At 60.5% G+C, this 7,641-nt stretch carries 8 protein-coding genes and 1 other RNA gene; 2 read left to right on the top strand and 7 right to left on the bottom strand.

Annotated elements, in window-relative coordinates; translation table 11 throughout:
* The 6 genes from ssrA to prfB all read right to left on the bottom strand — a co-directional run.
* Positions 1-371: a transfer-messenger RNA gene (gene ssrA / locus ACHFGA_RS01925) on the bottom strand; the annotation flags it as partial.
* 61 nt (positions 372-432) lie between these two features.
* Positions 433-1,143: an SDR family oxidoreductase gene (locus ACHFGA_RS01920; protein WP_394280771.1), complete on the bottom strand. Its 711-nt coding sequence runs from the start codon at positions 1,141-1,143 to the stop codon at positions 433-435.
* Positions 1,144-1,157: 14 nt separating this feature from the next.
* Positions 1,158-1,646: an SsrA-binding protein SmpB gene (gene smpB, locus ACHFGA_RS01915; RefSeq protein ID WP_018581874.1), complete on the bottom strand. Its 489-nt coding sequence runs from the start codon at positions 1,644-1,646 to the stop codon at positions 1,158-1,160.
* A gap of 66 nt (positions 1,647-1,712) precedes the next feature.
* Positions 1,713-2,615 carry a permease-like cell division protein FtsX gene (gene ftsX / locus ACHFGA_RS01910; protein WP_394280770.1) on the bottom strand — a complete coding sequence of 301 codons (903 nt, stop codon included), beginning with the start codon at positions 2,613-2,615 and terminating at the stop codon, positions 1,713-1,715.
* A 9-nt stretch (positions 2,616-2,624) separates the two neighbouring features.
* On the bottom strand, positions 2,625-3,317 hold the full coding sequence (ftsE, locus tag ACHFGA_RS01905) for a cell division ATP-binding protein FtsE (RefSeq protein ID WP_394280769.1): 693 nt from the start codon (positions 3,315-3,317) through the stop codon (positions 2,625-2,627).
* Between the two features lie 51 nt (positions 3,318-3,368).
* Positions 3,369-4,466 (bottom strand): peptide chain release factor 2, encoded by a 1,098-nt coding sequence (gene prfB, locus ACHFGA_RS01900; protein WP_394280768.1) that lies wholly within the window; start codon positions 4,464-4,466, stop codon positions 3,369-3,371.
* Positions 4,467-4,513: 47 nt separating this feature from the next.
* Between prfB and ACHFGA_RS01895 the strand changes: the two genes are divergently transcribed.
* Together ACHFGA_RS01895 and hisN are read left to right on the top strand one after the other, a co-directional pair.
* Positions 4,514-5,326, top strand: a complete 813-nt coding sequence (locus tag ACHFGA_RS01895) for an inositol monophosphatase family protein (RefSeq protein ID WP_394280767.1) — start codon at positions 4,514-4,516, stop codon at positions 5,324-5,326.
* A 9-nt stretch (positions 5,327-5,335) separates the two neighbouring features.
* A complete protein-coding gene (gene hisN, locus ACHFGA_RS01890) occupies positions 5,336-6,121 on the top strand; it encodes a histidinol-phosphatase (RefSeq protein ID WP_394280766.1) in 786 nt (261 codons plus the stop codon).
* 16 nt (positions 6,122-6,137) lie between these two features.
* Here hisN and ACHFGA_RS01885 read toward each other — a convergent pair whose 3' ends face one another.
* Positions 6,138-7,337, bottom strand: coding sequence for a S1 family peptidase (locus ACHFGA_RS01885; protein ID WP_394280765.1), 1,200 nt, complete (start codon positions 7,335-7,337; stop codon positions 6,138-6,140).
* Between the last annotated feature and the right edge of the window lie 304 nt (positions 7,338-7,641).

Raw genomic sequence — 7,641 nt, 5'->3', positions numbered from 1 at the left:
TGCCGGGAATTGAACCCGGGTCCTTCGCTGCCGCGCCAGGGCTTCTCCGTGCGCAGTTTGCACGGTGTCTCTACTCGGCCCTCCCACTCAGGCAAACGAGGTGGGATGACGGGCCCAGTTAGTGAAAGGTGTCCTTGCTTAGCGCACTAACACGCTAAACAAGCAAGCCTCGAAAGTCGATGCCAGATTCCGTGTGTGAGGCTCACACGGGCTGACAGACACGCGTCGCTGGATTATGCAGCGAGGGCGTAGTCACGCTGAGAGTTCTTCTCTGCGTTTATTGTGTTGCTACGACGCTTACGGTGGTCTCTAGCCTTCACCGGCACGCTTCCCCTGGCTTAGTCAACGAAGTCGAAACCAAAATCAACCCCATTACCTGTGGCGGGATCCATGCGTATCTCCACAGGAAAGTCCACCTTACTTGCCTTATCTCTAAAGCGCAAGCCCCGACGGCCGCACTGAAATCTCATCCAGCGAGGCATCGCGGCCCGCATCGGCCGCCAGGCGCACGGCCTTTGCCACCGATTCGGGCGCCACGTAGCGCGAGCCATCGTATTCTTCGGCGTCAGCCCCCATGTCCTGCTGCAGCTGCACCTGCATGTCCGTATCCACCCGCCCAGGATGGATCGAGGTCACACGCAGCGCGCCTAGCTCCTCGGCTCGCAGCGCGTCGGTCCATGCACGCAGCGCAAACTTGGTGCCGGAGTACAGCCCGGATTTCTCACCAGAGTGATATCCTGAACCCGAATTAATCGCCACGACCAGGCCCGTTGTCCGCCTTAAAGCAGGCAGCAGCAGCCGTGTCAGTTCCGCTGGAGCGAATACGTTGAGCGCGAATGCGTCCTGCCAGTCGCTTATCGACGATTCCTCCAGCCGCTGCCACGGGCACACGCCAGCGGAATGCACCAGCACGTCAAGCCGCTCAATTCCGCGGGTGGCGGCCTCAAGCGCGTCCTGATCGGTGAGGTCTGCCTCGAAAGGTTCGGCAGACGGAAGCTTATCGACGACCTCCCCTACCCCTGTGCGCCCACCGACCAGAATGTGGTGGTCTCGTCCCAGCTCCTCGGCAATTGCGCGGCCGATACCGCGGGTTGCTCCTGTTACTAATGCTGTCTTCTTTGTAGTGCTAGTCATAACCAGCATTGTAGGCGGGAGATTTAAGCCTTGATTCCCTTAAATTTCTGTCCCAGCTCGCGGGCGATCTCGCGGTCCTCGGTGCGCTGTTTGATGGCGCGGCGCTTGTCATAGTCCTGCTTACCTTGGGCCAGGCCCAGCTCGACCTTGACGCGGCCATCCTTCAAATACATGGACAGAGGCACCAAGGTGCGGCGGCCATCGCGGACCTTACCCTCGAGAGAGTCGATCTCGGAGCGGTGCAACAGCAGCTTGCGGGTGCGCCGCGGCGAGTGGTTGGTCCAATGTCCCATGGAGTATTCCGGGATGTGGAGGTTACGCAGCCACACTTCGCCATCATCGATAGTCGCGAATGCTTCGACCAAGGAGGCTTTGCCTTCGCGCAAGGACTTGATCTCGGTGCCCACAAGCACAATCCCGCACTCATAGGTGTCAAGGATGTGGAAATCGTGGCGCGCTTTCCGGTTCTGCGCGATTACAGAGCGGTCCTTGTTTTTCTTCTTCTTGGCCATAGTGGGCCTTATCTTACGTGGTAGAGGGCGTGATCCCCCAATTGCAGGTGGTCACGCCCTCGTCGGTTACTTGCGCACGTACAGCCGCAGCGTAATTTGGGCGACCACGCCTGCGACGATCACGCCTACCAGGGAGACCAGTGGCATGACGGTCCACACGGCGCTGTCCGGCAGTCGCGCGATGAGCTGGGAGGAGTAAATTTCACCCAGCATCGGGTCGACCACCTGGGTCTTACCCAACCACACGCCGAGGGTTGCCACGATGCCACCGAACAAGACCGAAAGCGCAGCTTCCAGCACGAATGGTGCATTAGTGAACCAGCGGGAGGCGCCGACCATGCGCATGATGCCCATCTCATCGCGCCGGTGATAAGCCGCAAGCTGAACCATGTTGCCGATCAGGAAGATGGCGGCCAGTGCTTGCAGTGCAGCCACGACGAAGGTCGCGTTACGGAAAGCGTCGAGGTTGCCGGCGGCGGTGCGCACGCCCTCAGCCTGGTCAACGACTAGCGCCACTTGTGGCATATCGCGCACGGCATCCAGTGGAGTTGGATCCGTCGGATCTGCCAGCCGCACGTGCAGGGCGGCGGGCAGGGCGTCCGGCGAAGTCTCCTGGACTAGCACCGGATCGGTTTCGCCGAATAGTTCGACGAAGCGGTCATAGGACTGCTCACGGGAGCGGAACGTCAGGCTTTCCACCCCTTCGTCGGCCTGCAGCGTGTCGCGGACCTCCTGGCAGGCTTCCGACGAACAATCCTGGTCAGTGGCCGAAATGTTCTCGTCGAGCTCGATCATGACCTCGACGCGGTCCAAGTACATGTCCTTGGTGTCGCTGGTGACCTGTGAAATCAAAATGCCGGTGCCCACCAGCGCCAACGAGATCGCGGTCGTGATCACCAGGGCGATCGACATGGTGATGTTACGCCCGAGGCCACGGAACGCTTCGCGGAATACAAACCCTAAATTCATCAGTTACCCCTAATCGTTGACGGTTCCGTAGACACCGTGCTCGTCGTCACGCACCAGCTTGCCCAAGTGCAGCTCAATGACGCGTCTGCGCATGTCATTGACCGCGCGTGCGTTGTGCGTACTCATCACCACGGTGGTACCGGTGCGGTTGATGCGACTGAGCAGCGCGATGATGTCGTCGGCGGTCGCCGGGTCGAGGTTGCCGGTTGGCTCGTCGGCAAGCAGAAGCGGAGGCTTATCGACGAAGGCCCGCGCGATCGCTACGCGCTGCTGCTCGCCACCGGAGAGCTCATTAGGCATGCGCTTGGATTTCGCCTCGAGGCCGACCAGGTCCAGTGCTTCGGGCACTAGTTTTTTAATGCGATTCTTAGGCTTGCCGATCACCTCAAGAGCAAACGCCACGTTGTCGTAGACGTTGAGCTTGGGCAGCAGGCGGAAGTCCTGGAACACGTAGCCGATCTTCTGGCGCAGCTGGTTGACCTGCTTGCCTTTGAGTTCGTTCACGTGCATACCGTCGAAGTAGATGTCGCCCGAGGTGACATTTTCCTCGCGGATCATCAGCTCCAAGAAAGTGGACTTGCCGGAGCCTGAGGGTCCAATGAGAAAGACGAACTCACCTTTGTCGATCTCAAACGAGACATTGTCGAGAGCCGGCCGGGTCGAGGTGGGATATGTCTTGGTGACGTTGGAAAAAGTGATCACGCCACTCAACACTAGCCGTTACGGGTGTGGCAGGTGAAACGGTTGTGTCAATTATTTTTCCGTTTCCGCCATCCGCCAGCGAATACCGGCCTCCAAGAATCCGTCAATATCGCCGTCGAGCACCTTCTGCGGATCATTAACCTCATAGTCCGTGCGCAGATCCTTCACCATCTGATACGGGTGCAGAACATAGGAACGCATCTGGTTACCCCACGACGCGTTGCCGCCTGCACCCAGCGCGTCCATTTCTGCCTTCTCCTCTTGCCGCTTCAACTCCAACAGCTTGGACTGCAGCACGGCCAGAGCGGAGGCCTTATTTTGGATCTGGGACTTTTCGTTCTGGCAGCTGACAACAATATTCGTCGGCAAGTGCGTGATGCGCACGGCAGAGTCAGTCGTATTAACGGACTGTCCGCCAGGGCCCGAGGAGCGGAACACGTCCACCCGGATATCCGAATCGGGGATCTCAATCGAGTCCGTCTTCTCCACCACGGGCAGCACCTCTACCTCTGCGAAGGAGGTCTGGCGGCGGCCCTGGTTATCGAACGGGGAGATCCGCACCAAGCGGTGCGCGCCCTGTTCCACGGATAGCTGGCCATACATATAGTCACCGTGGACGACGAAAGTGGCGGACTTGATGCCGGCTTCCTCCGCGTAGGAGATGTCATAGACATCTACCTTGTGGCCGTTCTTCTCTGCCCAGCGGGTGTACATGCGCATCAGCATCTCAGCCCAGTCGGCAGCATCCACGCCACCGGCGCCCGAACGGATATTGATCATGGCCTCGCGCTCGTCGTACTCGCCGGAGAGCATGGTGGTGACCTCGAGTGCGTCGACAAGCCTGGTCAGCTCCGCCAGCTCCTCTTCGGCAATGCTTGTGTCACCCTCTTCTTCGGAGAGTTCAAACATGACGGGGAGATCGTCGATACGCGAGCGCAAGTCGATCACCTTACGCAACCTGGCCTGCACATTCGACAGTTCAGAGGTGACCTGCTGGGCGTGGTCTGGATCATCCCACAGCGAAGGGTCCGCTGCCTGCTGCTCCAGTTCGCGCACGCGCATCGCCATCTCATCCAGGTCCATCACTTTTTCGATGGTGGTCAAGGTGGTGTCAAGGTGCTCAACTGCGGAACTGGTTTCGGGCTGCATGGGCGCCAATCTTACCCGAGCGACAACTTTGGCCCATAATGGACGGTATGCGCCAGACAACAGATGAATTTATCGCTGCCCACGCCGACTCCTCGGATCAAGACCTCGCCCGCGACCTTGTCGAATACGCAGGATCGCTGGCGCTGGAGATGCGCGAGGCCGGGGTGAGCACCGACTATAAGACATCTGTCTCCGACGTTGTCACCGACGCCGACCGCGCCGCCGAAGACTTTGTCGCCCGCACACTCACCGAGCTGCGTGGCAACGATGGGCTGCTGGGAGAAGAGGGCACGTCGCGGGAATCGAGCACCGGGCGGGTCTGGGTCATCGATCCCGTCGACGGCACCTATAACTTCGCGTCCGGCTCTGACTACTTCTGTAGCGCACTAGCGCTTATCGATGGCGACCCCTCCAACCCTGACGATCTACTTCTTAGCGCGGTCAACCGCCCCGCTTTGAAAACCACGTGGCTGGGCTCCTTGGAAGGCTCGACCAAGAACGGGATGGCGCTGCCCCAGCTTTTCGATCAGCCCTTGTCGCAAGTCTCCGTGGCGTCCTACCTGCACCCGGCCTCGATGAGCGAGGATGCGATCCGTGAGGCGTGGCTGCGCGGCGTGCGTGGGGCGGCGACCGTGCGCATGTTCGGCGCCGGTTCCATCGATTTGGCCTCTGTGGCCTCCGGCAATGTGGGCGGCTGGCTACAGCATTCCGTGGCGGATTGGGACTGGTTGCCGGGCAAAATCCTGGTCGAGGGCGTGGGCGGGGCCGCCGAAAAGGTCCAGGCCGGCGGGGTTGAGTGGTGCGTGGCGGGATCGAAGCAGGTCGTTGCGGAGATTACTTCGGCCCTCCAAGGTGATTAGGATTATGGCATGAGCACTTACGCAGATGATCTTGCACTTGCCCTTGAATTGGCTGAACTAGCAGACTCCATCACCTTGGACCGCTTCGAAGCCAGTGACCTAGAGGTCAACTCCAAGCCGGACATGACCCCTGTTTCCGACGCAGACTTGGCCGTTGAAGAAGCCCTGCGCGAGAAACTCGCCGACGCCCGCCCCGGCGACTCTGTCCTCGGCGAAGAATTCGGTGGCGACGCAGTCTTGGAAGGCCGCCAGTGGGTGATCGACCCGATCGATGGCACTAAGAATTTTGTGCGCGGCGTGCCCGTGTGGGCCACCTTGATCGCGCTTCTTGACGACGGCGTGCCCGTCGTCGGCGTGGTATCTGCCCCGGCACTCGCCCGCCGTTGGTACGCCTCCCAGGATTCAGGCGCGTGGCGCACCTTTAAGGGAGAGGGGCTGAAGAAGTTGTGCGTGTCCGGGGTGACCTCGCTTGAGGATGCTTCCCTCTCCTTCTCCTCCCTAGAGGGCTGGCGCGAGCACCACGACAAGCTGGACCAGTTCCTCACGCTGACCGATAAGTGCTGGCGTTTGCGCGGATACGGTGACTTCTTCTCCTACTGCCTGGTCGCAGAGGGCGCAGTAGACGTTGCAGCAGAGCCCGAGGTGTCTTTGTGGGACCTCGCCGCGCTCAGCGTGATCGTCGGCGAGGCCGGCGGCACCTTCACTTCTCTGGACGGCGAGGACGGCCCCCATGGTGGCAACGCCGTCGCCACCAATGGGCACCTCCACCAGCAGGTACTCGACGCGCTTAATTAGTCGGCGCTGGTCGGTGCTAGTCAGCCAGGCTGAATCCGGCGCCGACCCCGCCTTGCGCGTTCATGTCAGCGACGACCGCGTCCATGCGGGCGCTGGCCGTTGGAGCGTGCAGCGCGCCCTGCCACGGGGAGTTGCATTCCACGTTGTAGGGACGTGGCAGAACGCCGCCGTTGACCATGCCCACCACGCGCCCGCGGTGGAAGACGGGTGCCCCAGAGTCCCCCACCATTGCGCAGACCTGGTTGACCTGCATGTCGTCGGCGGTCACCAGGGTCATCCCACAGGTCTCGCCGGTGGCTACACCGTTCTTGCACACAATTTCTCCAGGCTGTGGCTCACCGCCGACGCTATAGGCCGTGGCCCCGTTATAGGTATTGGTGACCTCAGCGTTCGAGCCGAACTCGATCACGGCATAGTCCAAGTACTCGTTCTTACTGACCACGGTGCCGGATGGGCCGATCTGCCACGAGTCCGCTGAAGAGACCGCTTCCCCGACTTCGCCACAGTGCCCGGCAGTGATGCCAATCTTGCGCCCGTCGGCGTCGGTGCCTGCCATGGTGAGGGTGCACAGAGCGTCCTCCCCCACATAGATCGGCGTACCAGGACCGTAGAGGGACGCGCCGTTCGTCATCGCTTGGTTCGATACCTCTGGAATGCGCGGGGCATCAAACCAGGAACCTGGGACGCGGTGCAGAACATAGTCGGCAAAAGGTTTGGCAGCCATGACCTTGCTCACCGCATCATCACGCCACCAGTAGTTCTGGTTCGTGGTCACCGGCAGCGGTTCTTCCACAGCGTCGAGCCCGATCGGGTGTGGGTTAGTCAGTGCCGGCCCTTGCGGCACGCCCGGAGCGGGTTGCGCTTCGCCCGATTCCTGCACCGGTCCTGGCACCGGCCCCGGCTCCGCAGGGGCGGGAGCGTCGTCGCTAAGCACTGGCTGCTGCGGCAGGAACTGATTGACACTGTTATCAATCGCCGTCATCAGCGACGGGTCTACTTGTGGCAATGTGATGCCGACAGCGCTGGCGTCGGCACGGACTTGGTCGACGATCTGCGCGGTATTGAGCGGAGCGATATCCACGTTCACGGCGGGCAGATTGCCCACCGAGCTGGATGTCGGCACCTCCTGTGCAGAGGAGACGGGTGGGACGAGAGCCACTGCAACGATGGTGGCGGATGATAGTGCGAAGTTCCGGAGATGGACGCGGCGCTGCATGGTGAAGTTTTCTCTTTTCTGACGCGATGGACCACTTATCTGAGTGGAAGCTGAAATTTCCACGAGATATTTTCATAGTGTCACTTTCCAAAGGTTCGGGCTGAATGAAACGTCACTTCGTATCCGAATCGTTAGTTTCACTTCAAGTTTCACCAGATCAGAGTTATAATTTGACTTGGAAACTGTATATTTGTCGTGATTTTGGAGTCCTTCATGCCCCGCATACACCGCACCCTCCTCGCCGCCGCCACTGCCGTGGCTGTTGCCCTCAGCCCGATGAGTGTGGCCTCAGCGCAGTCCGCAC

The organism is Corynebacterium sp., from assembly GCF_043426755.1.
Taxonomy (GTDB): Bacteria; Actinomycetota; Actinomycetes; order Mycobacteriales; family Mycobacteriaceae; genus Corynebacterium.
Note: the sequence above shows the minus strand (reverse complement) of the source record. Positions and strands in the feature narration are given on the sequence as shown.

What these genes read in the sequence shown, in the direction of transcription:
- ACHFGA_RS01920 (WP_394280771.1), bottom strand. Translation starts at nt 1,143, where the DNA reads ATGCTGGTTATGACTAGCACTACAAAGAAGACAGCATTAGTAACAGGA.
- smpB (WP_018581874.1), bottom strand. Translation starts at nt 1,646, where the DNA reads ATGGCCAAGAAGAAGAAAAACAAGGACCGCTCTGTAATCGCGCAGAAC.
- ftsX (WP_394280770.1), bottom strand. Translation starts at nt 2,615, where the DNA reads ATGAATTTAGGGTTTGTATTCCGCGAAGCGTTCCGTGGCCTCGGGCGT.
- prfB (WP_394280768.1), bottom strand. Translation starts at nt 4,466, where the DNA reads ATGCAGCCCGAAACCAGTTCCGCAGTTGAGCACCTTGACACCACCTTG.
- ACHFGA_RS01895 (WP_394280767.1), top strand. Translation starts at nt 4,514, where the DNA reads ATGCGCCAGACAACAGATGAATTTATCGCTGCCCACGCCGACTCCTCG.
- hisN (WP_394280766.1), top strand. Translation starts at nt 5,336, where the DNA reads ATGAGCACTTACGCAGATGATCTTGCACTTGCCCTTGAATTGGCTGAA.
- ACHFGA_RS01885 (WP_394280765.1), bottom strand. Translation starts at nt 7,337, where the DNA reads ATGCAGCGCCGCGTCCATCTCCGGAACTTCGCACTATCATCCGCCACC.